Below are 26,820 nucleotides of genomic sequence, written 5' to 3'. Positions count from 1 at the left end.
CGGAACTCCGCAGCTCTCAGGCTGCGAAACAATGCAGGGCGTCGGAAGGCAGGTTGAGGCAGATACCACCGCCAACGCACAGCCCAAGACGACGCGCGGAACGTGGGTCCACATCCACAACCAGATCCAGTTCAACGTCGTTCAGGCGAATATGAGTACGGATGAACGCTCCCAGATAATCCAGTGCCCGGACCTCTCCCTCCCACTCTCCGTCTCCGCAGGGCAACAGGTGAACATCCTCCGGCCGGATAGCCAGCCGAACCGCGCCTTCAGCGGAAGGCAACGGCCGGACCAGTTCCAGCTCACGATTCCCGACCTTCACCCGCTGTCCATTTAATGGCGAGCTGTCAATGAAATTCATCGCGCCGATAAAGGATGCAACGAACGCTGACGCGGGTTGCTGATAGATCTCCAGCGGGGTTCCTACCTGCTCGATAACGCCGTTGTTCATGACCACAACACGGTCAGCCATTGCCAGCGCCTCTTCCTGATCGTGGGTCACCATGATCGTAGTGACACCCAGCTGCTTTTGAAGGTTACGAATCTCACTACGCAGATGATGGCGCACTTTGGCGTCCAGTGCCGACAAGGGCTCATCAAGCAGCAACAACCCCGGCGAAGGCGCCAGTGCCCGCGCCAGGGCAACACGTTGCTGCTGGCCACCGGACAACTGAGCTGGATACTTACGGACATGGTCTTCAAGCCCAACCAGGTTCAGCAGTTCGTCCACCCGACTCCGGACCCTGGCCTTTGGCATGCCGATGCTGCGCAGGCCATAGGCTATGTTGTCGGCGACCGTCATATTCGGGAACAGCGCGTAAGACTGAAACACAATGCCGAAATCACGATCTCTGGGCGGTTTCAGGGAAATGTCCGTGTCACCTTGATGGAGTAGCCCCCCACTCTGGCACTCAAGCCCCGCAATGATGCGAAGCAGGGTGGTCTTTCCACACCCTGATGGCCCAAGAAAACACACCAGTTCGCCTGGCTCGATGGTGAGATCGATGTTTTTCAGTGCACAAAAATCACCGAAGAACTTGTCGACTCCCTGAATTTCGAGACGACTCCCCTGGGTTTTCTGGCTCATGTTACCCCCTGCTTTTGAATCATCCGGCCAGGTGCCCGAAACCGGGCACCGCCTCGACTTATCCGGCCCAATGCCGGTCCGTCAACTCACTTCGCTTCAGATTTACCGTCGTAACGACGCGCCCACTCGGACAAAATGGCCTCGCGGTTACTGGCCGCCCAACCAAAGTCGTTGTCGATGATCAGCTCACCTGCATTTTCCGGGAAATGCTCGACCGGCTGTGCTACGCCTGGCATGCCCACAATGGCATAGCCCTCGTTATACATTTCCATGGCCTGACGGGTGATGGACCAATCTACAAGCGTTTGCGCCGCTTCCATTTTATCCGTGCCATCCACAATCGCCGTCGCTTCTACTTCCCAACCCAGGCCTTCTGTCGGGAAAACCAGTTCCAGAGGAGCACCTTGTTCCTTCAGGCGGGCACCACGGAAGGCAAATGAAACCCCAATGGTGGTTTCACCAGAGGCCGCCATCTTGCAAGGCTTGGAACCTGAGTGCGTATAGCGGCTGATGTTCTCGTGAAGCCCATCCATGAACGTCCAGCCTTTGTCTTCTCCCATCAACTGGAGCCAGGCAGAGACATCCAGAAAGCCGGTACCAGATGAGTTAGGGTTCGGCATAACCACGTGCCCCTGATACACCGGCTTAGCCAGATCCTGCCAGCTGGCAGGCATTGGCAGATTATTTCTCTCTGCTTCAATGGTGTTCACACAGATCGCAGCCATCCACGCATCCATGCCTACCCAGGACGGTGTCTCATCGCTGTCACGGAACTTCGGAGACAATTCCTCAAGCCCTTTCGGTGCGTATGGAACCAGCATTCCCTCATTCTTCAGCAGTAACAGGCTTGTGCCTGCCAACCCCCAGACCACATCTGCCCGCGAATTCTGCTTTTCCGCCAGCAAGCGAGCAGTAACAACACCCGTAGAGTCGCGAACCCAGTTAATCTTGATGTCCGGATGGTCCTCATTGAAGCGCTCGGCGTACTTCGCAAGATCCTCTGCTTCAACCGCGGTGTATACGGTCAGTTCAGTCTGTGCATTAGCGTTGACGGCTATAGCCAACGTGGTCAGGGCAAGGGCTTTCTTAAGGTGTTTCACGTAACTCTCCTTTTGCAGGCTCAGGTTAAAGCGCACTTTACTGGTCTATACCAGTTTCTATGTCCTCAACCACCATAGGTCTATTTGATTGCAAAGACGTGACAGCAATATGACGTATCCATGGACATTGCTTACGGACACTCACCCGCTTGCAAACGACAACCAATGTCGACGAGCACGTTCGGTAGATCTGCTATGGAGTCGATCACATAGTGAGCCCCAGACGTCGCCATAACACGATGCCCACGAGCCACGACGTCTGCTCTATCAGTGTCTTTGAGGGAAGACAGCTGCTCCTCACTGAGGCCTACCGCATTCCCTGACGCCACCACCGCCACCGTCCACATGCCTGCGTTCAAGCCCTCCTCAATGCCCGTAGCGGTGTCATCAACCTTTACGCAGCCCTGCACGGCACGAACACCCAGTTCAATCGCATTCTTCATGCTCATATGAGGGGCGGGCCTGCCCTGAGGCACCTCAGTAGCGACAACAACACTCTCCGGCTCGAAGCCCTGGGCAACCAACTCTGGCAGCATTACATTCACCATTTCGCGGCTATAACCTGTATTCACACCAAGCTTGATGCCCCGATCCCGCAACCAATCCTGAAGTTCAATAGCCCCTGGAATCAGCTGGGAGCGCTCGGCAATGGCTGCCGTCTGAAGCGGCAGGAAGGCGCCGTAAAGTCGATCGATATCAGCCGTGTCCGGCGTCTTTCCGAAAACACTGCTCCACTGTGTACGTATTCGGGGCATCGCCAGAAGGCGACAAATATGTTCTCGCTTTTCTGTGCCCATAGGCTCACGGGCTTCCGCTTCAGACAGATCGATACCTTCAGCTTCAAACAGTTTCAGAAACGCCTGGATAGGCGCCAGTGAGCCAAAGTCCACGCAGGTGCCAGCCAGATCCATAATCACCGCCTGAAGCGGCCCGGTATAACGACGGGTGTAGGTATACATAAAACTCTCCTTTCGGGGTTCAGACGGTTTCGAGGTTGTCAGGAGCGGCAACTGGGGCCGGAACAGGTACCTGAAGGCCAAGTTCACGGCAGGCCTCAGCGATGGCAGTCACGACCGCATCCATCTGTTCATCATGGAGTTGGCCAATACAGCCCACCCGAAAACTGTCAGCAACGGTGAGTTTGCCGGGGTAGATGAGAAACCCCCGGGCTTTGATCGCGTCGTAAAAGCGACGAAATTCAAATTCCGGACTGTTCGGAGCTAAAAAGGTAGTTATGATTGGAGACAACCACTCATCCGCGAGCAAAGTCTCAAAACCGAGTTCACGGAGGCCGGCAACCAGGCGGTCCCGATTGCGGCTGTAGCGATCCAGGCGACCGGTCACGCCGCCTTCGGCTTCATGTTCACGCATGGCCTGGAGAAAGGCTGCGACCACATGGGTGGGCGGGGTGTAACGCCACTGGCCGGTTTTTTCCATGTACCGCCACTGATCATGAAGGTCCAGAGACAAGCTATGGCACTGGCCGGCTGAAGCCGACAAGAGCTCCCGTTCGACAATCGCGAAACCAAAACCCGGCACACCCTCAAAGCATTTGTTGGCAGAGGACACCAAAGCTGCGCAGGGCAGCTCTGCGACATTCACTGGCAACGCCCCAAAGGCACTCATGCTGTCGATGATCAGCCGTTTTCCTGCGTGGCGACATACCTCGGCGATTTCCTGGATCGGATTGAGGATGCCGGAGCTGGTTTCACAGTGAACGACCACCACCTGCTCAACTTCAGGGTTCTCTTTTAACGCAACTGCAACCTCGTCACCGCGAGGCGGATGGTAATCGCCCTTATCAATGGCTATATATGGGCGCCCCAGCATGTCGAGAATTTTGCCGATCCGTTTTCCATAGGCACCGTTCATCAGCACCAGTGTTGTACTGGCTGGCGGAATCACTGTTCCGAGTGTGGCCTCCACAGCAAAGGTTCCACTGCCCTGCATAGGCACGCAGACATGGCTGGTGCTGCCACCAGATACGTCAAGCAGCCGCTCACAAATTTCGGCTGTTACACCATTGAAGTCGCCATCCCAGGACCCCCAATCATGCAACATGGCCTGTTTAACTGTGAGACTGGTGGTCAATGGACCAGGAGTGAGTAGATAGGGCTCTTTTGGGGTCATGGGGCTCTCCTTTGAGATTAACCAGTGCGTTTCCGGGCGCGAGCCTCGGCACAGCGGCGGATGAAATCAGGACTGTAGGAATCGATATCGCCGAAGCGATCCAGGCGGAACGGCTCGGGGGGCACAAATGGGCTCTGGTTGGTGGCCAGTTCAGCAATGAGCCGGCCGATACCTCCGGACATGCCGACTCCCCCGCCGGAACAGCCGGTGGCGGCGATGAAACCGTCAATACCCGGCATGGGGCCCAGCAGGGCAAAACCATCCGGTGTGTAGCTGGACACATTGCTGACGTAATGGGCCAGCCGTAGCTCGTCCAACACAGAAAGCTGACATCGAAGCGCTTCATAGCCGCTTTCAAGAGCAAGCTCGCCAGTCGGGTCGGTATCGAAACGAAAGCCCTGGAGGTTGTCCGGTAGCGCTTTGGGGTGAACCACGACCGATTGCGTATCTCGCAACCCGAACAACAACCCGCCCACTTCCGGGCGAGCGTAGGCGCCACTGTCAGGCAGAATAGTCATCGGGCCATGGGTGGAAATTTTTGGGTGCGGCGACGATATCCAGTAATGGCTGCGAACGGGCGCCATGCCAAGGTGGATCCCCGCCTGCATCGCCAGCGCCGTACTCCAGGGGCCAGCTGCGTCAATGACTGTTCCGGCAGAGATCGTCTCACCATCGGTGAGGCGCACTCCGGTAACCGTCGAACCTTGTTGCAGGAGTTCGCTGACCTCACGCTTCAGAAGAAAACGGGTGCCTTTGCGCCTGGCCTCGGCAGCATAGGCCTGGCAGAGCGTGTAGGGGTCAATGTAGCCATCATCCGGCAGCCATAAAGCTGAAGTGTCAGGCGTCAGCTCAAGCCAGGGGGCCAGCCGCATGCCTTCATTCGCGCTGAGACGTTCCGCCAAGACTCCGGCATCCTCTGCCCTTTGCGATGTTAGCTCGATCTGCCTTCGACCTTCCGGTTTTGCAGACACTTGCAGACTACCCACTCTTTTCAGGGGTAACTGCTCGCCAAGGTAGCTTCCCAGCTCGTCAATCGCCCGGAACGTTTCCATCGCCATATCCGTCAGCACCCGGTGGGGGCGAACCCGGGTCAGCAATGCCGCTGCATGGCTGGTGGTTTGTTCGCCAAGCCCGTGGCGTTCGACAACGACAATGTCAAGGTTGGGGGTCTGGCTCAGATACCGGGCTATGGCACACCCAAGGATGCCGCCACCGATAATCACAACATCCGGATGGTTGGTTGTGGACATGATTGTTCCTTGCTTTACTGGTATATACCAGTTTGACAAGAAACTGTGACTGTTTTATGAAAGGCCGATGACAGTATGGAATCGTCGTGGTGAGTGCTCAGTAAACCTCGACCTGAATACTCAATGCGTCGTGTAGCCAGAACTCCTCGTCAAATTCCACAAAGCCACCTTCAGCGTCGTGACTGCAACGGGTGACGTAGAGCCCCGCAGTGCCTATCGTCACGCCAAGCGCGCTCGCCTGCGGGCCAACCAGTGCTGTCGGGTACATTTCAATATGCTTCCCCTGCAACTCTACATCGTATTGTTCTCGCAGCAGTTTCCAAAGCGAGCGATTGAAATCGTAGGTTTCAATGGCGGGCAGGCGTTTCGGGTTGAGGTAAATGTTCTCAACCAATACAGGGCGACCATCAATCTGCCGTCGCCTGCGGAGCCACACAATTGGATCGCCGACTGCCAGGCCGGTTCTGGTCGCAAGCCAGGCATTGATTTCGGTGGGTGTAACATCCAGGGTTTCAGTAGCAGGAACGCGCCCCTGTGAGATGACGTTTTCGGAGAAACTGTAATCCTGGGTAGGCTTGTATATCAGTCTTGGTGGCGAAACAAACCAGCCTCGCCGGTTAGAACGGAATATCCGGCCTTCCGCCTCAAGCTGGGCCAGCGCCAGCCGGGCCGTTACACGTGTGGTACCCTGCTCATCAGCGAGGATCCGCTCAGAAGGCAAACGGGTATTTGGCGTTAGCGATCCTTCTTCTATCCGGATCGCCAGTTGATCTCGCACTCTCATGTAGAGAGGCACGCTGTCTTCCCCGACCAACTGTTCTTGCATTCTCTCGCTCCTCAGCTAAACAAAACCAGATACACTAGAATCGCAAAGTGACTCCATTATGACAAAGCACCAATTTGTAGCGCGCTGGGCGCTTGTGTTGTACCTCATCAATTAAAAACCCAGGCCCGGCAATATCCGGACCCGGGTTTTGTTAAGTGCTACCCGGCAGAGCGATAGATGAACGCTAGCTGCACAACGCTATCTAGATACGGATGCTGGAGGGCGACAAAGCACTCAAACCAGCAGGTAAACATCGTTCTTACCGGCCCTTTTAACCCGGTACATAGCATCATCTGCCCTACGGATCAGGTCACTGCCAGCCTGCTCTCCACCCCGACCAATGGTAATACCCACGCTGGCGCCAATCGACACGGACTTTCCCGAAGGCAGGGCCACTGGCTGTGTAATGGCTTTGCGTAATCGCTCACCGACTTCCATCACACTGCCCTCTGAGGCGATATTTTCGGTAACCACCACAAACTCATCGCCTCCGATGCGTGCCACACAGTCCGTTTCCCTAGCCTCCTTCTGCAATAGACGGGCAATGGCCTTCAGCAATTCGTCGCCCGCTTCATGGCCGTACTGGTCGTTCACCGGTTTAAATCCGTCCAGGTCGATAAGAATTACCGCCAGAAGCTCATCTCGTCGCTGCGCTCGCTGCAAAACCTCTTCCAGATGAGTCATCAGGCCATAGCGGTTGTCGAGCCCGGTGAGAGGATCCTTTACTACCTGACGCTCTAGCTCGGCCTTGGCAGCTTCCAACTCCGAGGTACGTTGGGCCACCCGGTGTTCCAGCTCCCGTTCCTGCCGCTGTAGCGACAGCACCAACTCGCGCTGGGCCACTTCTTTTTGGCGTTTGAGTTCGTTAAATCGGGCTGCCAGACCAAAAGACAGCAGGATCATCTCAACGGCAGAACCGACCTGAAGGCCATAAACGGTGAAAAAATTGGACGGTATCCAGCCCAGGTTGCGCACCGATAGCAACGCGGCGCCCACCAACAGGAGCAACCAGGCCAGCAGGAAAATCCGGGCTGCAGGTATTCGGTGACGTACACCGGCAACCCCGGTGGCAATCAAAGACACCGTGGTCAACACTCCCATCATGGACATAATTTTGAGGGCATACTGCACCGGCACCAGCAGTGTCACCAGGGTTGCGCACCACCAGCAGATCGCCATGATCGACAGCCCCTGATCCCAGCGCGGGGCAATCCTGCCCATATTCAGAAAGCGCCGGGCAAACATAACCGCCAGGGTAGCGGACAAGGTATATCCGGTTGGAAGAATGCGGTTACCCCACTCCCCGACCAGCCCCGGCCAGAGTAGCAAAGGCCCCAAACCGTTCATGCTGGAGGCGGCAACACCGAAGCTGAACACAAACAAGGAATACAAGAGGAAAGAGCGCTGACGGGTACCAAGAAACAACAGAAAATTATAGAGCCCGAGCGCCACCAGCATTCCGAAGTACAAGGCCAGCCAGACATATTCCCGATCACTGTCTTCATAGAATTCAAAGGTCGGCGCCAACCGGGCATTGAGGGTCATGCTGGCGTGTGTAGCTACCCGCAGGTAAAGCGTCGCCCTCTCCCCGGGCTCGAACGAAAGTGGGAAAACAGGCTTGCGATGCGCTACCACGCGATCCGCTGGTGCGAGTGTGCGGCCTGAGCGCATCTGTTCAACCGTGCCATTGGCACTCACCCGATAGAGGGTTATGTCATCCAGATAGGCATAGGTAAACTCAAGCATTCGGTCCAGGCGTCGGCTCGAGCGGGACTCCACTTCAATCCGCATCCAGAACACATCAGCAGTGTAGCCGTGATGAAGACCGCCTGGCACTATCGATCCGAAGGGTTCGGTGCCATTGCGCACTTGCTCGAATGTCAGCTGACCGCCTGGATCCCGCAATAGAGAAACGAAGCCGTCCAACGGCTGCGATATGCGCTCATCCAGCACCAGCGGTCGTTCTGCACTCCAGCCCGAAACCGTCGCCAGCAAAAGCCAAACAAAGACAAAGCGCTGACTTGCCAAACGACAATAACCAGGCAACAAACGCACATCTCCCTATATCTGAATGTAACAATCCAATGGTAGAGGAACCAAAATTATAGCCGTAATCAGGTTACACAGACAGGGTGAGCTTTGAGCCCGAAAGTATCAGAAAAGCGGCAGGCATGACCGTAAATGGAATCAAAGAGACACGAGAATCACGTCAGTGCAAGCAAAGCCTCAGCCAGCTTGACGTCATCGTAGCGATGGGTGTCGGAATCGTCGTTTGCGAGGTCTACGTCGATAATCTGAACCCCGAATTTCTGCGCTATCTCGTCCAACTGTTCATTGGAAACACTCGTTAACTGAGAGTCGAACAACATAAAGTCTATCGAAGGCCTCTGGGACCTGCTCACGGAGGCCTTGTTAGGCAAATGTTCAGCCAGCACCCGAACCTGATCCACCAGAGTCATACCAATCGTTTCCAGATCTACACCCAGACTGGGCACATAAACTCTGGGTGCCGGGTTTTTGTTCAAAGCCCGGGAAACCCCTTTAGGGAGAAGATTTGCAATGATGCTGCTATAAAAACTGCCCGGAGGGAAAACCAGAAGCTCGGCAGAGTCGATCAGTTTTCGTGTCTCTTTACAGACGCTGGAGGCATCCAGGGCTCCAACATCATCCGTCTCACCCCATAACTTTATCGACTTGATCGGCGAATCAATCTCTGCGGTTTCTTTACCCGTGAAGCGATTTTGCCCGGTAATCGTTCGCCCGTTTTCCAGCAAGACTTGCAATTGCAGGTCCGCGTCCGTCGTGGTGCGGACGGTGCCTCGTGTTTTAATCAACTGGCCGAACAGGAAAGCGATTGGGTCTAGTGAACGATTGTGGAAGAGATATCCGCCAGTGAGTATCAAGTTACCGATACTGGCTCCCGAAAGATCGAAGTTCTCGGGCTTCTCATGATAGAACTCTGCCAGATAGCTTTGGATCAACGAGCGCATGGGATCTGCAATTGCCTTAAGCAACGGGTGCCTGCCATCAACCAAAGCCTTCAGACTCTGCTCCAGTGCCACTTTGTTCTTCTCCTTCCCCAGCCGGTGGACAAAGAGTGCCGCTATGTCCGGGTGACCTGTAACAGAGTCATCCGCCAGGGATAGAAGGCGAGCTCGTAAATCGCCAACGGAAGGCATCGAGAAGGCTTTGCGCAGTTCTGCGGAACTGCCCCCCGAGTCAAAGGGTGTAACAAGGTGAATAGAGTTGTGGGTGTAATCTGCCAACACCCTGGAAAAATTCCTCAGCGCTGTTCCGCCGCTGAAGAAGAGAATCTTGGGCCCAAGTTCCGGCGTTTTAAGGTACCGCGCCAGGCGCAGGTCATGACCCTTGGCCAGGCCTCGTGGCAAGCTATGCGTAACACTGATGAAACGTTTTTTTGCCATACTTATCGGTGGAACCTTAAAAGGTGCAATCCAAAGGGCGTAGCGGTTGATAAACTCGTCGCCATTAAATGTTCTTACACAGGGTGAGACGACCTATCAACGCGTCAATTCTTGAGCACCTCTATTTTCTGCGATTTGAAGTAGAAAATCACTGTGAGTTAGTCGAAGTCTATTTAACCCGGCCAAACGAGGCCACAGCACAGCGGCTGATTAACCGAAAGGGTTACAGAAAAACATTGCAGGAAAAAGTCGAGCTGGCTGGCGCCATGGGTTCGCAGCGAGGCCAAATTGGTAGCCGGGGCTTCCAGCAATCGAAAGCGCTTGAGCGCCTTGCCCGACTTCTCGACCAACTCGGGCAGGCATGCTGTGAGTTCACTCAGATCGAAGGCTTGAAAGGAACACCTGAAAAACAGTTCGAAAGCGACGCGAAGCTGATTCGACGAATTCGCAAATCCCTGGCACTGGTCATGATCAATCCCGCCGACGCCAATACTCGCCAAGGCTTGAAACTGGGGCGCAGAGCGTCAAAGTTGACGGTTGGCTTGCAGGAGAAAAGCAGCCAGAAAGATAGCGCCTCAGCACCCGATAACCCGCTGACCCAGGTCGTGCACTTTCAAATTGGCCGGATGATCCATCTTCTTGCGGAAATAGCAGATGCGCTGCTCGCGGCTAACTTCGGGCCTGCGGTTCGGCTGCAAAACTACAAGCAGCTTAAAAATGCGGCCCACGCCTTCACTACAGACAATGCAACCTTCGGCGTTGAGCGCCTGGCACTGACACGCAGTGGCAGCACCATAGCCGCGCTAAAAGCCGAATATGGCACATCCAGCGAAGTCATGGCGGTTTATAAAGAAGGGCAAGCCCACAAAGTTCTTGAGGAGATATCCGGGGTCGATCAGTGGAAAAAAGTCTATCCCAAAGTCGCACCCTCGGTAATCTCCCATCATGTAGAGCATGAGGACGAAATGGGGTCGATGGTGATAGAGCATCTCCCCGGCAGAACGCTGGAATCGCTTCTACTGAACAGTCAGTGGGATAGCGCCAGCCTGCTTTTGGCCAGGCTCAACAAGACACTCAGGAAAATCTGGAAAAGCTCATGGACGCGAGAGCGGGCAGAGCCTGGATATATGCGACAACTGAGTCAACGGATGCCCGAGACACGCCAAACCCATCCGACCCTTTTTAACGACGAACAAACACTATGTGGCCTGACTCGGCCGGACTTCACGCAATTGATAGATCAGGTGGAAAGCCTGGAGAAGCAGGTCGCGCCCCCGTTTTGCGTATTGATTCATGGTGACTTCAATGTGGACAACCTGCTCTATGATGAACTACAGGACCGCATCTACTTTATTGACCTGCACCGCGCGTCCTACTCTGACTATGTGCAGGACATCTCAGTCCTGATGGTGTCAATCTATCGCTTGCCGATCATGGACTCCAATGCCAGAGCGGAAATGATGAGCCTGATCAAACAGCTTTATCAATTTGCACGCAGGTTCGCGAAAGCGAATGAGGATAGGTTCTTTGATGTTCGGTTGGCTATTGCGTTAGCGCGTTCATTTGCGACATCCACAAGATTCATTTATGACAAAGGTTTCGCAAAGAAGCTGGCCTTTCGAGCAGCTTACCTGCTCGAAGCCGTCACCTTGCTGAACTCCGAAAAACTTGAAAGATACAAACTGCCTCTGGAGGAAATTTTTAGTGACTAATAAGCGGATTGCCGTCATCGGAACTCCCGGCAAATGGTCAACCGAAGTATTGGCTGATCACCTGGAGGAATTAACCGGGTTCCGCTGCGTAGTCGACATGTCCGAGGTGGTACTGGAATTGGAAACAGGGCGGTTGCGCTACCGGGATAGAGTGCTGAACGAACTCGATGGCGTAATCATCAAGAAGATAAGTGAAATCTACTCACCGGCGGCAGACGACCGTATACGCATGCTCAGTACACTGGAAGCAGATGGCGTCCGCTGCTTCAGTAGCCCCGGGGAGGTAGGACGCCTGATCAATCGCCTGGAGGGCACGGCGGCCTTGGCCGATGGGGGCGTTCCCTTACCCCCGACACGAGTGACGGAAAGCACTGAGGCTGCGCTGGCCGCTATCGATGAGTTCGGCAAAGCTATCCTGAAACCGCTGTATTCTACGAAAGCCCGCGGCATGCTGGTTCTGGAGGCGGCAGACGGGCCGCAGGCAAACACGCAAAAACTGAATGACTTCAAAAGTGAACATGGCCTCTTCTACCTGCAAAAATTTGTTCACCTCGGCGGGCAGGACCTGGGCATGGTCTTCCTGGGCGGAGAGTACCTGTGTACCTATGCCCGGGTTGGCGACGCCAATGCCTGGAATACCACCATTAACAGTGGCGGAAAATACCAGCACTTCGAGGCCGGGCCGGACCTGATCGAACTTGGCCGCAAAGCCCAGTCCTGTTTCAGCCTGGACTTTACCACCGTCGATATTGCGTTGACTGACCAGGGCCCGGTGGTTTTCGAAGTATCTGCCTTCGGTGGGTTCAGTGGAGCGCTCAAAGGATGCGGCATTGACGCGGCCCAGAAGCTGTGTCGTCATGTCTTAAACGAGTTAGAGCAAAACAGATGAACGATTTTTTTGACGACAACCAGATTGCCCTGGCCAAGCGTGGGTGCACATCAGAACTGGCGCTGGCCTTCCATGGTATGGCATTCAAGATACTGTCCGATGACAGTGGAGTTTTAAACCTACTCAGGGACTACTTCTCCGGCCTGACCGAGACAGGGACAGAAACGCCCACAACACAGCAGCGCGTCTATCTAGTCAACAAGTCCATGGACACCAGCAAGATTCATTGGACGCCCGTCGAACGCATCAAAGCCAGCTCCCTAGGTCTGAAAGAAGCCTATGCCGATGTCCCTGGTGGCCGCTGGATTCATAAAGTACGTACCGGCATGGTCATGTTCCAGGCGCTGACCGATCCCATCATTTTCGGGGATCTCCGCGAACATATATCCCAGGTTATTAACTTTATTAACAATCAGTTTCTCAATTATCAGCAGCGGCAGGGGTACCTGCTGGGCCATGCCTCAGCCTTTAATATCGATGGCAGCGTTACCGCAATTGCGGCCAGTTCCGGGGGCGGAAAATCAACGCTGATGCTTAAAGCCTTGGAAGCCGACAACACACGCTTTCTTTCCAATGACCGCATTCTGTTCAAGGTAGCAGGTGACCAGGTACGCATTCTCGGACTCGCCAAACACCCGCGGGTAAATCCGGGCACCCTGATCAACTCACAACGTTTGCAATCCATTCTGCCAGAGAGCGAACGGAAGCGATTTGAGGGCATGCCCCAAGGCCAGCTATGGGATATCGAGCAAAAATACGACGTGCTGATTCCCCAGGCATACGGAGAAGATAAAGCCGCACTTTCGGGACGCCTGAAGAACCTTGTATTGCTGGACTGGACTCTTGGCGCTTCCGAGCCAACGGCCTTGAGCACCGTGGATATCAGGGCAAACCCCGAAGCACTTGAAGGCCTGCGCAAAAGCCCGGGGCCCTTTTTCCAGCAAGCCGATGGCCGCTTTCCGCCTGAGCAAAGTCGGTCCGCAGATATTTATGTGGAAAACCTCAGGGGTGTGCAGATATGGCGACTTGCTGGGAAAGTCGATTTTGAGCGAGCCATTGCTCTGCTTCATGAAAAAGGCGTTCTTTAATGGCTGCACTCGCCCTGATCAGACACGGTGAGTATGAGCAACTGGCCGACACGCCAAGCGCTCTTCAACCCTACCCTCTCACAGATATAGGTGCCGAGGAGGTCCGGCAGCAGGCGCAACGTTTTGGCGACTGGCTGTCCAATGCCGGTTACCGGCTCCAGGCCGAGATTCACTGTTCAACATCGCTGAGAGCCTGGCAAACTGCCGAAATATACCGACAGGAACTGACAAACTTCTTCTCGGCACCCCCCATCGTCGTCAGTTTTTCAGCACTCTGTGAACGAAGTGTCGGCGCTGTGGCCAACCTCAGTGTTGGTGAGATTGAGAGAATCGTTAAGCTGGATCCTCGCTTCGACCCTCTTCCTGATGGCTGGAAATCCGACCGTGATTTCAAACTTCCTTTTGATGGGGCTGAGTCCCTCAAGGAAGCCGGGGAGCGCGTGGCCGCCCACCTGAACGCGCTTCCATTAGACCAGGGGGACAACCTGATACAGTTGGTTGTGGGCCACGGCGCCTCTATCCGCCACGCCAGCTTTCATATGAATGTTATAAACCTCTGCGATATTGGGCGGCTGAGTATGTTTTACGGTCAACCCGTCGTTATTGGCAAACGCGAACAAAGCTGGACCCGCTTATATGGGAACTGGAAAAACCGTCAGGTTATAGACCCCATTGATTAGAGGCACACTTCATGGCCAACCCAAAGTTCATTCCCAAAATAAGCGACAAAAAGCATCACACCGATGTTCTGAATCGCCTGCCGTCTGACTGGGAGTCCTGGCCGGAAGACAAGGCCTCCATCAATGATGCCAATGCTCTCAACACCTTCGTGAAGCGTTCCAAAAAAAACAGCTTCCGCTGGCCGAAAAAACCGGTGGTGTTCATTTCTGATGCACACGCCGATGCCGACGCTTTCGAAGCCTCACTGCTCGCAGCTGGCGTAATTAAACGACATGGCAACCACCACTGTGAATATGTGCTGACCAAGTTTGGTGAGTCGGCAGAGATCGTCGTGGGCGGCGACTGTCTCGATAAGGGCCCAAGCAACCTGGCACTGTTGCGAAGCCTCGCTCACCTCTACCGGCTCAAAGCAGATGTCACGCTTCTCGCAGGAAACCATGACCTCCGATTACTCATGGGCTTGCTTTCGCTAGAACGTGATAATGACGTCGGAAGCCAACATTTCTTCGTCCGGATGGGGAAAAAAGTCGTTCCTCTGTTCAAAGAAGTCTTTGAGCAATACCTCGCAAACTCCAAATGGCAGAAAGGGGTACCCTCGGAGGATGAGTGCCGCAGAGCATTATTCCCTGATGAAGACTGGTTTGAGAGTTTCCCTTTCTACGCCGCCGGGTTTCTGACCGCCGCGGGAATCGACCGGGAAACATCGAAGATGGAAACCAAAACCCACAAGTTCGAGCAACACTGCGCGGCAGCCGGCCTGACACTTCAACAGGTTTATGCCGCCGCAATGGTTTGTCGCTCCCTGTTTCTGAAGCGCTCTGGCGAGTTCAATTGGTTTTTCAGAAAAATGTGTCTGGTGAAACAGCGCGGCTCGTTTCTGTTCCTGCATGCAGGCCTGGATGACCGCATGGCCCAGCTACTCGCCAAGCGGGGGATCAAGTATGCCAACCGGGCATTCAAGAAAAATCTGAGAAGTCAGAACCTGTTTAATTTTTACTACAGCCCTCTTGCCAATACCTTCAGAACGAAATACCGGAATGCAGACCTCCCCCTCACCAAACGGGGCACCAAAGCAACCACAAAGGCAGGCATTTTTGTACTGGTGCAGGGGCATATAAACCAATGCGCTGGCCAGCGAATCACGCTCAAAAAAGGGCTAATACACATAGAAGCCGATATTACCCTTGACGCTCACTCCAGGCAGCGAGAGGGGCTCGACGGTTTCGGCGCCGGGGCGACCCTGATTGACAAAAAGCGCGGCGTTGTCGGCATTAGCTGCGACTACCCTCGTGCAAAAGTGTTCAAGCCCGGCCGCAACGGACGACTCCAGGAAGCCCGATAGATGAAATCAAAAACAAAGTTCAGCCACGACTCACTGCTGGATCGCCAGTCTACAAAGGAACTGCTGGAAGCCCTGGGGCGAGCGATCAAGAAGGGGCAGCTGGAATTCCAGGAGAGCGAAGGCGACCTGGTTCTGTCTCCTAAAAACTTGCTTCAGGTGTCTGTGCGCGCAAGCGACGAAGGCGACAAGCAGGAAGTTGAAATACGGCTTAAGTGGCGAACCAAAGCCAAAGAGATTTCGGACACGCCACCCAAGATCAAATAATCGCCGACAGCATGAGCCACAGTACAGTGGCTCTCATATCGTCATGCACTCACACGTTGTTTTCGATGGGTAGCTCGTCGTACCAGTCTTCCATGTTGTCGTACATTTCACCTTTGAGGAGGTAGCGAGGCGCCTTCTGGTAGATTTTAATATCGTGAAACGGGTCCGTAAGGATTTTGGTCATCCAGACCAGCCCCGACTGGGGGCCCATCAGCCTGAACAGGTGCAGGGTTCTGAACAATACCGCGCCTATACCGATGAACAGCCATACCAAAGCGGTGTTACTGATAAATCCAGCCAGATCCGTTGCCGGAGTAAGCACACCAAACAAATCCGGGCTCAACAACAGCGCCAGAGGCGTTGCAGCCCAGATCGACAGCAGCACGACTTTTCGACTCAGGTTATAGCCGACTTTCACACTTTCTTTGTAGTCGTGGCTCGCCTGGTTTACCTCATCATAGGTCTTGGGCTCGAAGAAGAAGTGCCCGGTCTGGCGCAGCACCATCGCCAGCAACCAACCGATCAGGGCCGCAGCCGCCGGATGGAAAAATACCAAGCCATAGCTGACCACAAAACAACAGGCACTCAGCAAGTGCAGAGACTGGTTAATCCGGTTGTGATGGTAGTAACGGTGGTCATCCCATCGTTGTTTTTGTAATTCCTCAAGAAAGGTCATATCGGTTTCCTCAGGTATCAAAAGCTGTATCGGTTTTTGTGGATAGACCGGAATCACGCCCGGCCTGGCAATGGGTGCCCTGTAAGCAATGCTTCTCCAACTTTTATGCAGTGGCCTTCATCGATTCCGGCGATGCGCTGGTACTGCTCTGAAGCAAAGACAAGGATCGTCGAACCGTGTTGGAAGTACCCTATCTCCTGCCCTTTGACGAATTCCGCGTCACAGGTAATCCGATTAGCTCCCCGGTATTTCAGATCCAGTGGCTCGGCCAGAAAATGAAACTTCATACTCGCCACAAGAATGGCGGCAACCGGCACCAGCGTCAGGCTGTATCTGGGGTCATCCAGGCGTAGCTCGAGAACGGCCCGTTCGTTTTTGCAGAAGAGTTTTTCCACCCGTTTCAAAGCAATCGGGTTAACGTTCCAGGTGTCGCCAGAAACGTAATCTACCTGTGAAACATGGCAGTCCACCGGCGCATGGAAACGATGATACATACTGGATTTGAGGCGCAGAGTGACAAACTGACCATTGCGATAACGCGCTGCCTGCGCTGCATCCGGTATCAGTTCGTCCAGTGAGTAGGGAAAACCCTTGGCCTGAAACACACGATTGCCTTCAATGCGTCCGCAGGCCCCAACGATGGCGTCACAAGGACTGCAAACAACACCCGGGTGCATGTCGAGGGGGCGAAGCCCGGGTTTGAGCTGACGCGTAAAACACTCCATCAGACTTCGGAAACGCGGGGTTCTGGCATCCTGCAACCTGAGGTCGTCGGCAAAACACTGCCAGACTGCGATGGAGATGCGCGCCAGTATCGGGCTTTCGATCCGGCTGAACCATCCCATGAACAATGTTAACCAGCGCCGGGGAATGCGGTTGGTCAACAGGAAGTTCAGCTTTTCGCCGGCGCTCAGACTGGCTGTTGTTTTACTCATCTAACCACCACATCTTCACACTCAACCCGCCTTCCCGGAGCAATCTCTCTGTTCCGACAAGGGGCCGGACTGAGGCGCGTGCTGGCGCGTTACAAGTGGCCCGAATAGCCGGCCGGCCAGAAACGGAAACCGAGCTACAAGCATATCAACCAGAAACTGGCGCTTGATCGCTTTGTTCGTCAGTGTCGGGCTTTGCCACCACCAGCCGCCAGCTTGCATCTGATGAGCGGCGGAAACGAACCTCTCGATCACCTCGTCGAAATCCTCGTCGGTAAAGCTGTAGCTCATAATCAGCCGGCCGGTTCCGGTCCAACTGAGTTCCAGCCCCGCCTGTCGCAAATAGAACTGGAACATCCAGTTGTACCGGCTGGGCCTGGTGTAGAGCACTGACAATATGGAATGAATGTTGGTAATCCGCAGAGGCAGCGCTTCAGTATCCAGGCGCTGGTTAAGTCTGGCGACACGGCCATTCCAGAGACTTTCGGAATCCTGATATTGCAGCTGAATATCCACTTTTTGAATTCGTTTAAGAAACACATTCATCGCACCCATAACGTAGGGATGCGAATTGAAGGTGCCGCGGGCAAACGAGACATTAACAGGCTGATCTTCTTTAAAGCGCCGCATCAGTGAATGGGTGCCCGCTACCACACCAATCGGCAGGCCTCCGCCCAGGGTTTTGCCATAGGTAACCAGATCCGCCTGTATGCCATAGAATTCCTGGGCACCGCGATAGGCCAACCGAAAGCCGGTAAACACCTCGTCAAAAATCAAAACAATGCCTCGCTGGCTGCAAACCTCCCGCACCTGGGCAAGCCAGTCAGAGTAACCTTGTTTATCAAAGCCATTACTGCGGTCGCTGGCAACCAGGGCGGTATCCGAAGGCGCATCACTGTTAGGGTGGAAAGCCTGCAAGGGGTTGATCAGTACACAGGCGATGTCATTGCGGGTGCGCAGTATGTACAGAGTCTGCTCACTCATATCGGCAAGTGTATAAACATCCCGGGCTTTGCGCGTGTTGCCGATACCTGGCTGAACTCCGTCCCACCAACCGTGGTAGGCACCGCAAAAGCGAACCAGGTGGGTCTTGCCGGTGTGGTATCGAGCCAGGCGCACGGCTTGCATGACCGCTTCGGTCCCGGACATGTGAAAAGACACTTCATCAAGCCCGGATATCTGTCGAATCATCTCGACATTTTCCGTAATCAGCGGATGGTAAGCGCCCAGAACCGGCCCAAGCTCCCGGGTTTGTTCAATCCCCTCCGCCATACACTGCTTGTAAAAGTCGTAGCCGAACACATTGACGCCGTAGGAGCCAGACAAGTCATAGCGCCAGTTGCCGTCGAGGTCCTTGATCTGGGAGCCACGGGTTTCATCCGCCATTGAGCCTGACCTGAAACACTCAGGCAGTTGCTGGCTATAAGGAAAAGGCACCCGGTAACGGCTGGTAAAGCGCACATCCGAAATGCTGTTCTCGATTTTACGACAGTGCGCCAGGGTTTCAGGGGATTGCTGCTCTGCTCTAGTTTGCAGATCCCGAAGTGCCTTTCGACGCTGCTGGATTACCTGCGCGGGCGCGCCGTCACTGGCAAAAAAACCAGCCTCATCGTAACTGAAGAAAGGTACCAGACGGGCAACACGACGAGACCAGTTGCTGTGCCCCCGAAGAGAAGGATGTTTCGCCCGCGACAACTGTAGTCTTACCAGGATTCTGTAAATCAGGTAAAGGCTGATAGTTGTTGCCAGGGCGTAAATAGTGATGGCAGAAGTCATAGACCGTGTTCCCGCTACTTTACTCGAAAGTAGCGGTCTGAAGTGACGGCGCTGTGTCTCTTTCTCTACCGTTTTGTGACACGCACAGAAAACGCCGGGCGGCGTTTTCTGTGCTGCCGACTGTTATCTATAGCCCTCCGATACAGGCAGACCGATGGCCTTTCGGGACTTCAAGAACCTGGTCATGTCAGCGACCGGTAATGGGCGGCAGAACAAATATCCCTGAAGCTGATCACACCCTTCACCAGCCAGATGCGCGGCCTGCTCTGGCGTTTCAACACCCTCGGCGGTTGAACGAAGCCCAAGACTTTTGGCTATAAACAGCACGGCTGAAACCAGAGCGGCATCCTTGGGATCAACCAGCATATCCCGCACGAAACTTTTATCGATTTTTAGTTTTCCTATCGGCAATTCCTGTAGAAGGCTCAAAGAGGAGTAGCCGGTACCAAAATCATCCAGTGAAATAGTCACTCCTTTTTGCCGCATTGCATCCAGGTCGCTGATCACCTCCGATTTGATTTTCATGAGAGCCGTTTCGGTGATTTCCAGCTCCAGCTGAGCGGGCTTGAGCCCATTATCTTTCAATACCTTAGATACAATCGCACCAAGGTTTTGGCGCTGAAGCTGTATCGCGGAGACATTGACAGAAACACAAGCATCGGTGAAACCGGCAGCCTGCCAGACGCTCAACTGATAACCGGCCTCCCGCAAAACCCACTCACCAATCGGAAGAATCAGACCGCTATCCTCGGCGATCGGAATAAACTTGTCCGGGGGAATAATCCCTTCCAGCGGGTCGTTCCAACGCAGAAGCGCCTCCAGCCCGACGATTTTACCGGTTCGGGCCTGTATCAGCGGTTGATAGTAAAGCTCCAGTTCGTCGTTCTCTATTGCGCGTCTCAACCTGCCTTCCAGTGAGATATGCTCAAACGCCGCACGATTATATGAGGCCGAATAGAACTGGAAATTGTTACGCCCTTGCTCCTTGGCCTGATACATCGCGGCATCGGCACGCTTTATCAAATCGTCCACGTCCGTTCCGTCATCGGGAAACAGAGAAATGCCAATACTGCTTCCACTATAGATCTCGTTCTCACCCAGCTGGAATGGCACCGTCATGATTTCGAGGATACGCAAGGCTACCTTGGCTGCATCCGGGGAACCCTTGACCCTGGGCAACAGAATAATGAACTCGTCGCCGCCGAGGCGGGCGAGAATATCATCCGTGTTTTCTGAGGGTTCCAACTGAACAACGTCCTCAGCGCGCAATACCGAGGTAAGGCGGTTTGCCATTTCTTTGAGAAGCTCATCACCCACCTGGTGTCCCAAGGTGTCGTTAACCCGCTTGAAGTTATCCAGATCAAGAAACAGAACAGCCATTTTGCTGCTTTCTCTGCTGGCCAAAGCAATCATGTGGCGCAAGTTTTCATGGGCGCGAAAACGATTAGGCAAACCGGTAAGGCTGTCGTGGTAGGCCAGCCGCTCGATTTTGATGCGTGATTTTTCAAGATTGCCGGCCATTTCCTGAAAACTCAGCCCCAGCAAACCAAATTCATCTTTTGTGGACAGAGCGATCTTTGGCGCCAGGTTTCCGTGGCTAATCTCACGAATGGCACCCATTAACTGCCTCAATGGTCGAACCATGAGAAAGTTCATGGCCATCAACAGCGCAACAACCATCAGAAATACGGTGCTACATATGATCCAGACAACGATATCCCCCAGGCGCTGGCTTTCTGCAAGCAATTCTTCCTCGGGCAAAACCCCGATCAACAGCAGGTCTTCGTTCAGGCGCCGGGTCGCCAACAAAATGTCCTCGTTTTGAAAAGACGCAGGTATAAGCTGCTCACCGGTTCCTATGCTGAAAATCTTATTCAACAAGGGTGAAGGCAACTCCTGGCCCAGCCGGGAAGAATCCCGGTGGAAAACAATCCTGCCGGTTTTGTCGACCACAAGCGTATGGCCGTTTTCGCCAATCCGGCTGGCGCTCACCTGGTCCTGCAGAAAACCGAGCCCCATAGTCACTACCAGATAGCCGCGTAGCGCTGGGGTGCCATTTAGCGGATCCTGGGTAGTCAGATCAATCAATCGAATGGGGCGCGCGACCTGCAGCGACATTGAGTGGCTGTCAGGAACGGGCGTAACCTGGACATATGTTTCACCTTTGAAACCACTCAGCTCCTGGAAAAAAGGTGTATCACCTTCTTCTTCCGTCGCATTTGGCAGGGGCACCAGGGTCGCACGTGCGTCTTCGTAACCATCCGGCAGCAAAAAGCGGATCTCGGTGTAGTCGGGATAGGCACGCAGGTAACTGGAAAACAGCTTGAGAAGAGAAGGAAGCATGAGTACGTATCGCTCTTCCTCGTCTTCCGTCAGCGCATAAGCGCGCATGAGTGAGGCGTCCGCGAACAGTTTGGCATTCGCTTTGGCAACGTCCTGATGCACCTGAAAGCTACGCACCACCTGGTCCATTATTGTTGTCATCTGGCTGGAGCTGCGCTCTATCGCCGTTGAACGCAGCTGGTCATAGGCCAACCATCCCAGGATCAATAGCGGGATCACGGCTAAAGGCACAACAACTAACAGAACCTTGGCATGAAGACGCATAGAGTAAATCAGTCTCAGTCGACGAGGCGTGAAAATATGGTTGCGCGGAGTTTTTCAGTCCGGGCAGGCAAACGCCGATAGGTTTCCGAATTCTCCAGGGCTTCCTCACTCGGATAGATAACCGGGTCGTTTCTGAAATCTTCAGGCAACAGTGCTTCAGCGGCCAGGTTCGGCGTAGCAAAGCAGACGAATTGCGCCAGTTGCGCAGCAATCTCTGGCTCGTTGAGAAAATTGATGAACTGTTTTGCGGCCGCCTTGTTAGCAGAGGCGCTGAGCACACTCAGATAGTCGACCCAGATACTGCTGCCCTCTTTCGGGAGGACAAACGCAATCTCATCATGATATTCCTGAACCTCCAGGGCACCGCCATTGTATATCATACTCATGACAACCTGGCCGTTCACCAGAGCAGAGTTTTTGCCCCTGGACACGTACTTGTAGGTTTTGACGGCCGGGGCCTGCGCCTGTAGTAGTGCTTCGGCTGCCGCAAGTTCCTTTGCATCAGTACTGTTAATGGAATAACCCAGAGCCTTCAAGGCAACAGTGATAAGGTCCCTTGCATCACTGATCATCGCCACCCGGCCCTGTATTTCTTTTTCCGGCCGCAACAGATCCATCCAGCTTGAAACAGCAAAAGGCACCAGATCCTTGCGGTAAGCAATCCCCAGGGTACCCCAGAAATAGGGCACGCTATACGTCTCCGCTTTGTCGTGAAGGGCGCGCCAATGCGGATCCACATGCTTCAAATTGGGGATGTCCGTTTCATTAATCGGCTCAAGCCACCCACGTTTTGCCAGAATCCGGATCGAAGCGCCGTTGATCAGCGCTATATCGTAGCCTCGCCCGCCCGTCTCCAGGAGCACTTCATCCCGGGCAGCATCCGATTCGAAATAGGTTTGTTTCACTGAAATGCCTGTGCGCTGCCTGAACTCCTCAACAATCTCCGGATCCATGTATCCCTGCCAACTGAGGAGTGCCAACTCCCTTGGCTCGGCTGCTTGCAGTGGCAAACTGAGCACAATCAGGATGAGCGCAATCCAGGGGTTCCTGAACTTGCCTGAAAAGACTTTGTGGTTGGTCATAGTTACAGGCCCACCCATTAAGGGAGCGATGACTAATAAACAATACGCGAGAAAATTGCAGCTCGATTTTTTTGCACCCGAGGAGGCAAACGCCGATAGGCTTCAGAATTCTCTAGCGCTTCGCCAGTCGGATAAATAATGGGGTCGCTCTTGAATTCCGCCGGCAGCAATGCTTCAGCGGCTCGGTTAGGGGTGGCATAGTAGACATAACGCGCCAGCCGCGCGGCTATCTCTGGCTCATTGAGGAAATTGATGAAGAGCTTTGCCTCGGTTTTGCGGGAGGAGGCACTGAGTATGCTCAAGTAATCCGTCCAGATATTGCCACCTTCTTTGGGCAATACAAACGCAATATCATCACTATGCTGCTGCAGCATTCGGGTATCACCGTTGTACATCATGCTCATGACAATCTGGCCGGACAGCAGTGCCGAATCCTCGTCCAGGGAAAGATATCGATAGGTCTTGACCGCGGGAGCCTGCGCTTGCAACAACGCCTCGGCCTCTTTCAACTCCTTCTCGTCGATGCTGTTGAGCGAATATCTGAGCGCCTTTAAAGCAGCGCCGATCATATCCGCACCGTCACCAATCATGCTGACTTTGCCATGCAGCTCCTCAGCCGGGCGCAACAGGTCCATCCAGCTTGAAACCTTAAAGGGCACCAGATCCTTGCGGTAAACAATACCGAGCGTGCCCCAGAAATAAGGCACGCCAAAGTCTTCAGCCTGCACAAACGCGGAACGCCAACGTGGATCGATGTGTTTCAGATTAGGGATGCTCGATTCATCAATGCGCTCAAGCCAACCGCGCTTGGCCAGAATACGGATAGAAGCACCGTTGATGAGCGCTACATCGTAGCCCTTCCCTTCCGACTCAAGGAGTAACTCGCCGCGGGCAGTATCTGAGTCAAAATAACTTTGCCTTACTGAAATACCAGTGCGCCGTTCAAACTCAGCGAGAATGCCCGGATCCATATAATTCGGCCAATTGAGGAACACCAGCTCTTTTGATTTTGCCGCTGGCGCAAACCCTGATGTTACGAGCAATAAAACCGCAACCAATATAATGCTGCCCGAACGCATAGTTTTTCCATCAGTTACGGGAGAAAACACATAGCTAACTCCATGCCAAAGAGCAGCCATTCTCAATTAATCGGCGAACAAGTCGAGCTTTCAGTCAATTCTGACAGCGCCCAGGGTTAACGTTAATGCTATTCCCATCAACCGTACAGGGTTGGTTACAATCTCTACTCAAACCGTTACCGCCTTGATAAATAGCAGTTGCACAACTGTTGTTGTTCATCAGCAAAAATTACAGAGCAGCTACTCGCACGCCCTCTACCAGCATACGACGGTAAATTGACGCAGCAAGTAACCAAACGGCGTCAAAATTAACACCATTTAACACCTCTGAGCGCTAGCATTGCATCGTCCACTTTCTCTGGAGTTGCAATGAATACCTTCCAAACACGCACACGGCTCGGTTTCTTCGCCATAGCGCTAAGCTCTCTTCTTTCAGCCTGCGGCGGGGGTGATTCATCAACTTCAAAAGCTGAGACTCCCGACGTATCGGTGAGTACTCCTGGCAACGGCGCTTCCTCTGGAGAAAGCGAGAACCAAAAGCTCTGGGTAGAAGGCTATGCCGTCAAGGGCGCCATTGAAGGCGGGCTGGTATCGATCTGGCGCCACGAGGCTGACGTCGTGGACAGCGGTTGGGAGCAGATAGGGGAAACCGTCAGAACCAACCAGAACGGCGGATTCCGAATTTCAGTACCTGAAGACTATTCAGCGCGGTCGCTGAAAGTCATATTGCAGTCAGATACCCAAACTCGCATGCGCTGTGACGCACAACCCGCATGCAACACGCCATCCGGCGTCACCGTCGGCTTTGGCGAGTGGTTCTGGCCGGGCAACAATCTGGTTTTGAAGTCGCTTGTGGATCCTTCCGATAGCAGTAGAGCTGTGGCTTTGACCCCACTGGCAACTCTGGCATTCGAAAAATTCCTCAAATTTTCCGATGGCGGCTTGAATCTATTTATCGAACTGCTCAGCGACCAGGAAGAACGCTTCGGGCTTGACGATGGCGCTCTGTCCAGAAGGCCTGTAGATCTCGCAGCATCTGATTTAGGAAGCGTTCAAGCGTCGGACCTGAAGACCGCGTTGCTGAATATCGCGTTTCTTAGCCTCGTCGACGGTGACCGCTGGCGCACGCTGGGTGATGTGCTTGAAACCGCCAGGGAGAGCGCCGATGCAAGTGGAGACTTACCGCTTAGCGCCGGAGATGATCTCGAGCTGAGCGTTGAACTGTTGGCGCTGGCAGGCATGCTTCAGGCTGAATATTTGCAGTCGCAACTGGCAGATGCAGGTGTCCGGGACAATGTTCTTGCTGACGCAATCGCGAGCCTGGAGGAGACGCTGGGGTCGACCGGCCACATCACTTCGCCCCAACCAGAGCCCGCTCCAGAACCGGCACCTCAACCCGAGCCGACCCCCGAACCTGCGCCGCAGCCTAAACCGGAGCCAGAACCCACACCCCAGCCTGAACCAACGCCTGATGCTCCGACTCAGCCTGAACCAACGCCTGATGCCCCGACTCAGCCAATGCCCGAGCCGAGCCCAGAGCCAGAACCTGCACCCACTCCAGAGCCCGTACCAGGTCCAGAACCGCTGATTGGCTCCGCGAAAATGAGCTGGAATGCCCCTTCAACCCGGGTGAACGGTGAGTCCCTGGCTATGGGCGAGATTGAACAGTACGTCGTTCGATACGGCACCGAACAGGACATCGAAGAAAGATCTAATGAAGTAACTGTGGAAGACGGACAGGCAATGGAATACGAAGTCGCCGGGCTTACCGAGGGCACCTGGTACTTTGCCATCAAAACCATTGACACAAATGGCCTTGAGAGCGATTGGTCCACGTCTGTCAGCAAAACGATTTCCCGGTAAACCCGGGGAATCGCAGTGGCCTCCGAACACTGTCTAACACTGCCTTGATACTATTCCCGCCCCTCCAGGGCTGCACGCATCTTCAGTGTCACCAACACGGTATTCAGGTGAGGCACCGCAATGCCATGATCCCTCGCCAAGGCCACCACATTACCTAATACGGCCTCTCGCTCAATCGGGCGACCGTTCAGGTAATCAAGAGCCATACTGTTCGTGTAAGCAGGCATTTTCCTGGTGCTGTTAATGTTCTTATCGATTAACGCCTCATCCATAGGGTAGCCTTCGGCCGCAGCCACGGCGACTACCTCATGCATCATGGCCCGGATCAGCTCTTCACCGCCTTCAGTGTCCAGAATGGTTTGGGTATCTGCACCGTTAGCAATAACAGACAAGGGGTTAAACGGTGTATTCCAGAGGCACTTACGCCAGCGTTCAGCCACAACATGCTCAGTCAGATCGACCTTGATACCGCCAGCAATAAACAGTTGCGACAAAATCCGGGAGCTCTCATCAGTGCCTTGCGGGTAACAGCCCATCACCAGTTTGCCGTAAGCTGTATGTTCAACCACACCGGGCTCTGTCCGACTGACGGCAATAAAAGCAAGACAGCTTATAAGAGGCTTGTCCGGGTACGCATCGGCCAGTTCTTTCTCGATATCCAGGCCATTTTCAATCAACACAAGGCGGGTTTTCGCGCCCATCCAGGGCGCGACCAACGCCACCCGATCCACGCCTGGTAAAACCTTTACGCACAGGATAAGAAAGTCCGGAGATTCCTCAGGCAAATCGCCGTCCCGATATATGTGATCTGGCTCGTAGGACAGGTCTCCTAGCGGACTGGTAATGCGAACGCCCTGAGCACTGACTGCTTTATAGTCGGAGCGCAGTACCGTACTCACAGAGCAACCGGCCTTCTTCAAAATCGCACCATAGAAACTGCCTATAGCGCCTGCGCCGACAATCAGAATGCTAGGTAAGTCGCTCATGGCCTCTCGGTTCCTTGTCATACTT

22 protein-coding genes are annotated in these 26,820 nt (G+C 54.1%); 7 read left to right on the top strand and 15 right to left on the bottom strand.

Going from position 1 to position 26,820, the window contains the following annotated elements; genetic code table 11:
* Positions 1–16 precede the first annotated feature (16 nt).
* From Q4501_RS14655 to Q4501_RS14620, 8 genes are all read right to left on the bottom strand, one after another.
* Positions 17–1,087 (bottom strand): putative 2-aminoethylphosphonate ABC transporter ATP-binding protein, encoded by a 1,071-nt coding sequence (locus Q4501_RS14655; protein WP_303597006.1) that lies wholly within the window; start codon positions 1,085–1,087, stop codon positions 17–19.
* 86 nt (positions 1,088–1,173) lie between these two features.
* The gene (locus tag Q4501_RS14650; protein WP_303597005.1) at positions 1,174–2,187 is read right to left on the bottom strand and encodes a putative 2-aminoethylphosphonate ABC transporter substrate-binding protein; all 1,014 of its coding nucleotides are present in this window, start codon (positions 2,185–2,187) and stop codon (positions 1,174–1,176) included.
* Between the two features lie 131 nt (positions 2,188–2,318).
* Positions 2,319–3,146, bottom strand: coding sequence for a phosphonoacetaldehyde hydrolase (gene phnX / locus Q4501_RS14645; protein WP_303597004.1), 828 nt, complete (start codon positions 3,144–3,146; stop codon positions 2,319–2,321).
* Between the two features lie 19 nt (positions 3,147–3,165).
* Complete coding sequence (locus Q4501_RS14640) at positions 3,166–4,317, bottom strand: 2-aminoethylphosphonate--pyruvate transaminase (RefSeq protein WP_303597003.1); 1,152 nt, start codon at positions 4,315–4,317, stop codon at positions 3,166–3,168.
* Positions 4,318–4,334: 17 nt separating this feature from the next.
* Positions 4,335–5,567 carry an FAD-binding oxidoreductase gene (locus tag Q4501_RS14635; RefSeq protein WP_303597002.1) on the bottom strand — a complete coding sequence of 411 codons (1,233 nt, stop codon included), beginning with the start codon at positions 5,565–5,567 and terminating at the stop codon, positions 4,335–4,337.
* Positions 5,568–5,664: 97 nt separating this feature from the next.
* The gene (locus Q4501_RS14630; protein WP_303597001.1) at positions 5,665–6,393 is read right to left on the bottom strand and encodes a UTRA domain-containing protein; all 729 of its coding nucleotides are present in this window, start codon (positions 6,391–6,393) and stop codon (positions 5,665–5,667) included.
* A 234-nt stretch (positions 6,394–6,627) separates the two neighbouring features.
* Complete coding sequence (locus Q4501_RS14625) at positions 6,628–8,442, bottom strand: 7TM diverse intracellular signaling domain-containing protein (protein WP_303597000.1); 1,815 nt, start codon at positions 8,440–8,442, stop codon at positions 6,628–6,630.
* A gap of 155 nt (positions 8,443–8,597) precedes the next feature.
* The gene (locus Q4501_RS14620; RefSeq protein ID WP_303596999.1) at positions 8,598–9,818 is read right to left on the bottom strand and encodes a GAK system CofD-like protein; all 1,221 of its coding nucleotides are present in this window, start codon (positions 9,816–9,818) and stop codon (positions 8,598–8,600) included.
* Between the two features lie 236 nt (positions 9,819–10,054).
* Between Q4501_RS14620 and Q4501_RS14615 the strand changes: the two genes are divergently transcribed.
* The 6 genes from Q4501_RS14615 to Q4501_RS14590 are packed head-to-tail and all read left to right on the top strand — an operon-like array spanning position 10,055 to position 15,794.
* Complete coding sequence (locus Q4501_RS14615; RefSeq protein WP_303596998.1) at positions 10,055–11,530, top strand: phosphotransferase family protein; 1,476 nt, start codon at positions 10,055–10,057, stop codon at positions 11,528–11,530.
* Positions 11,523–12,419: a GAK system ATP-grasp enzyme gene (locus Q4501_RS14610; RefSeq protein ID WP_303596997.1), complete on the top strand. Its 897-nt coding sequence runs from the start codon at positions 11,523–11,525 to the stop codon at positions 12,417–12,419. The genes Q4501_RS14615 and Q4501_RS14610 overlap by 8 nt, the downstream gene beginning before the upstream one ends.
* Positions 12,416–13,507 carry an HprK-related kinase B gene (locus tag Q4501_RS14605; protein ID WP_303596996.1) on the top strand — a complete coding sequence of 364 codons (1,092 nt, stop codon included), beginning with the start codon at positions 12,416–12,418 and terminating at the stop codon, positions 13,505–13,507. The genes Q4501_RS14610 and Q4501_RS14605 overlap by 4 nt, the downstream gene beginning before the upstream one ends.
* Positions 13,507–14,187, top strand: coding sequence for a histidine phosphatase family protein (locus Q4501_RS14600; RefSeq protein WP_303596995.1), 681 nt, complete (start codon positions 13,507–13,509; stop codon positions 14,185–14,187). The genes Q4501_RS14605 and Q4501_RS14600 overlap by 1 nt, the downstream gene beginning before the upstream one ends.
* Before the next feature lie 11 nt (positions 14,188–14,198).
* Entirely contained in the window at positions 14,199–15,530 is a 1,332-nt protein-coding gene (locus Q4501_RS14595; RefSeq protein ID WP_303596994.1) for a metallophosphoesterase, read from the top strand.
* On the top strand, positions 15,531–15,794 hold the full coding sequence (locus Q4501_RS14590; protein ID WP_303596993.1) for an amphi-Trp domain-containing protein: 264 nt from the start codon (positions 15,531–15,533) through the stop codon (positions 15,792–15,794).
* A gap of 49 nt (positions 15,795–15,843) precedes the next feature.
* Here Q4501_RS14590 and Q4501_RS14585 read toward each other — a convergent pair whose 3' ends face one another.
* The 6 genes from Q4501_RS14585 to Q4501_RS14560 all read right to left on the bottom strand — a co-directional run bounded on the left by Q4501_RS14585 (position 15,844) and on the right by Q4501_RS14560 (position 23,946).
* Positions 15,844–16,470: a hypothetical protein gene (locus Q4501_RS14585; protein ID WP_303596992.1), complete on the bottom strand. Its 627-nt coding sequence runs from the start codon at positions 16,468–16,470 to the stop codon at positions 15,844–15,846.
* A gap of 53 nt (positions 16,471–16,523) precedes the next feature.
* Positions 16,524–17,405 (bottom strand): archaetidylserine decarboxylase, encoded by an 882-nt coding sequence (asd, locus tag Q4501_RS14580; RefSeq protein ID WP_303596991.1) that lies wholly within the window; start codon positions 17,403–17,405, stop codon positions 16,524–16,526.
* A gap of 21 nt (positions 17,406–17,426) precedes the next feature.
* Positions 17,427–19,178: an aminotransferase class III-fold pyridoxal phosphate-dependent enzyme gene (locus tag Q4501_RS14575; protein WP_303596990.1), complete on the bottom strand. Its 1,752-nt coding sequence runs from the start codon at positions 19,176–19,178 to the stop codon at positions 17,427–17,429.
* Between the two features lie 123 nt (positions 19,179–19,301).
* Entirely contained in the window at positions 19,302–21,785 is a 2,484-nt protein-coding gene (locus Q4501_RS14570) for an EAL domain-containing protein (RefSeq protein WP_303596989.1), read from the bottom strand.
* Positions 21,786–21,799: 14 nt separating this feature from the next.
* Entirely contained in the window at positions 21,800–22,867 is a 1,068-nt protein-coding gene (locus tag Q4501_RS14565) for a spermidine/putrescine ABC transporter substrate-binding protein (RefSeq protein WP_303596988.1), read from the bottom strand.
* 32 nt (positions 22,868–22,899) lie between these two features.
* Positions 22,900–23,946 (bottom strand): spermidine/putrescine ABC transporter substrate-binding protein, encoded by a 1,047-nt coding sequence (locus Q4501_RS14560; protein ID WP_303596987.1) that lies wholly within the window; start codon positions 23,944–23,946, stop codon positions 22,900–22,902.
* 369 nt (positions 23,947–24,315) lie between these two features.
* Here Q4501_RS14560 and Q4501_RS14555 point away from each other — a divergent pair, with 369 nt between their 5' ends.
* Entirely contained in the window at positions 24,316–25,809 is a 1,494-nt protein-coding gene (locus Q4501_RS14555) for a fibronectin type III domain-containing protein (RefSeq protein WP_303596986.1), read from the top strand.
* A 50-nt stretch (positions 25,810–25,859) separates the two neighbouring features.
* Here Q4501_RS14555 and Q4501_RS14550 read toward each other — a convergent pair whose 3' ends face one another.
* Positions 25,860–26,795: a ketopantoate reductase family protein gene (locus tag Q4501_RS14550; protein ID WP_303596985.1), complete on the bottom strand. Its 936-nt coding sequence runs from the start codon at positions 26,793–26,795 to the stop codon at positions 25,860–25,862.
* Positions 26,796–26,820: the final 25 nt, after the last annotated feature.

The sequence above is a fragment of the Marinobacter sp. 2_MG-2023 genome, from assembly GCF_030546935.1.
Classification (GTDB): Bacteria; Pseudomonadota; Gammaproteobacteria; order Pseudomonadales; family Oleiphilaceae; genus Marinobacter.
Note: the sequence above shows the minus strand (reverse complement) of the source record. Positions and strands in the feature narration are given on the sequence as shown.

Bases quoted from the DNA above. Each gene is read 5' to 3' on its own strand.
- Q4501_RS14655 (WP_303597006.1), bottom strand. From the start codon at position 1,087: ATGAGCCAGAAAACCCAGGGGAGTCGTCTCGAAATTCAGGGAGTCGAC.
- phnX (WP_303597004.1), bottom strand. From the start codon at position 3,146: ATGTATACCTACACCCGTCGTTATACCGGGCCGCTTCAGGCGGTGATT.
- Q4501_RS14640 (WP_303597003.1), bottom strand. From the start codon at position 4,317: ATGACCCCAAAAGAGCCCTATCTACTCACTCCTGGTCCATTGACCACC.
- Q4501_RS14635 (WP_303597002.1), bottom strand. From the start codon at position 5,567: ATGTCCACAACCAACCATCCGGATGTTGTGATTATCGGTGGCGGCATC.
- Q4501_RS14630 (WP_303597001.1), bottom strand. From the start codon at position 6,393: ATGCAAGAACAGTTGGTCGGGGAAGACAGCGTGCCTCTCTACATGAGA.
- Q4501_RS14620 (WP_303596999.1), bottom strand. From the start codon at position 9,818: ATGGCAAAAAAACGTTTCATCAGTGTTACGCATAGCTTGCCACGAGGC.
- Q4501_RS14605 (WP_303596996.1), top strand. From the start codon at position 12,416: ATGAACGATTTTTTTGACGACAACCAGATTGCCCTGGCCAAGCGTGGG.
- Q4501_RS14600 (WP_303596995.1), top strand. From the start codon at position 13,507: ATGGCTGCACTCGCCCTGATCAGACACGGTGAGTATGAGCAACTGGCC.
- Q4501_RS14595 (WP_303596994.1), top strand. From the start codon at position 14,199: ATGGCCAACCCAAAGTTCATTCCCAAAATAAGCGACAAAAAGCATCAC.
- Q4501_RS14590 (WP_303596993.1), top strand. From the start codon at position 15,531: ATGAAATCAAAAACAAAGTTCAGCCACGACTCACTGCTGGATCGCCAG.
- Q4501_RS14585 (WP_303596992.1), bottom strand. From the start codon at position 16,470: ATGACCTTTCTTGAGGAATTACAAAAACAACGATGGGATGACCACCGT.
- asd (WP_303596991.1), bottom strand. From the start codon at position 17,405: ATGAGTAAAACAACAGCCAGTCTGAGCGCCGGCGAAAAGCTGAACTTC.
- Q4501_RS14575 (WP_303596990.1), bottom strand. From the start codon at position 19,178: ATGACTTCTGCCATCACTATTTACGCCCTGGCAACAACTATCAGCCTT.
- Q4501_RS14570 (WP_303596989.1), bottom strand. From the start codon at position 21,785: ATGCGTCTTCATGCCAAGGTTCTGTTAGTTGTTGTGCCTTTAGCCGTG.
- Q4501_RS14565 (WP_303596988.1), bottom strand. From the start codon at position 22,867: ATGACCAACCACAAAGTCTTTTCAGGCAAGTTCAGGAACCCCTGGATT.
- Q4501_RS14560 (WP_303596987.1), bottom strand. From the start codon at position 23,946: ATGCGTTCGGGCAGCATTATATTGGTTGCGGTTTTATTGCTCGTAACA.
- Q4501_RS14555 (WP_303596986.1), top strand. From the start codon at position 24,316: ATGAATACCTTCCAAACACGCACACGGCTCGGTTTCTTCGCCATAGCG.
- Q4501_RS14550 (WP_303596985.1), bottom strand. From the start codon at position 26,795: ATGAGCGACTTACCTAGCATTCTGATTGTCGGCGCAGGCGCTATAGGC.